Origin of the sequence: Massilia sp. CCM 8734, from assembly GCF_011682155.1 — a bacterium.
Taxonomy (GTDB): Bacteria; Pseudomonadota; Gammaproteobacteria; order Burkholderiales; family Burkholderiaceae_D; genus Telluria_A; species Telluria_A rubra.
In genome coordinates, this window is the sequence record NZ_WHJI01000161.1 from 1 (window position 1) to 718 (window position 718).

Annotated in this window: 2 protein-coding genes; both read left to right on the plus strand. The window is 62.0% G+C overall.

Annotation, left to right across the window (positions count from 1 at the left end; genetic code table 11):
* Positions 1-397: hypothetical protein (locus F2P46_RS36040; protein WP_166899311.1), on the plus strand; the 397-nt coding region annotated here is incomplete at its 5' end.
* Positions 384-718: hypothetical protein (locus F2P46_RS36045; protein ID WP_166899215.1), on the plus strand; the 335-nt coding region annotated here is incomplete at its 3' end. The genes F2P46_RS36040 and F2P46_RS36045, both read left to right, overlap by 14 nt.

Genomic DNA, 718 nt, shown 5'->3' on the forward strand with positions numbered 1-718 from the left:
CGTAAAATATTGGCGTGCGTTCGAGGATATCAAGCTGGGCGATGCAACCGAGACGTCGTATGTCTATCTCTGCACGGCCATGAACATTACGCTCTGTCTTGCCGAAACGGGCATTGGCGAAGAGTACATTCCGGAAATGATACCGGCCCTGGAGGCGATGGCGCGGGCGGCGGAGCGGGGCGCGAGGACCGGCCAGTACCGGCTCGATGGGCCGGGCATGACCGCGGTGAGCAATGCGCTGGCGATTCACGAGGCGCAGTGCGCCGTTGCGACCCGCGAAGACCTGTTCGCCGCCGAAACGATGATCGCCGCGCGGATCGCCGCCGGCCAGGTTCACCAGACACCGGCCAAAACCCACCGGCAAGCGCTTACAGGAGCTGCGTATGAAATTTCCTGAGAAAAATTCACGCAGCGAGCAGATCCTGACAGCGTTCCTCAAGGGGCCAATGACGATCTACCAGGGCGCTGAGGTGCATGGCGATTTCGTCACGCGCAAGCTCCCGGCCGGCATCGACCACTGCAAGATGGTCGAGCTTTACTGCGATCTGGTCGAACGCGGCTGTCTGATCCGCGAGGGGATCAAATACAAACTAACGACACGCGCCCGGCACCAGCTCGAAAAGGAGAGCGCACCGGAAGCGCCGCGCTCGATCGTCCCGCCGCGCGTGCGCAACTTCTTCGCCAAGCCCCTGTTCCTTGGCTATTCGCCGGCGTTTCC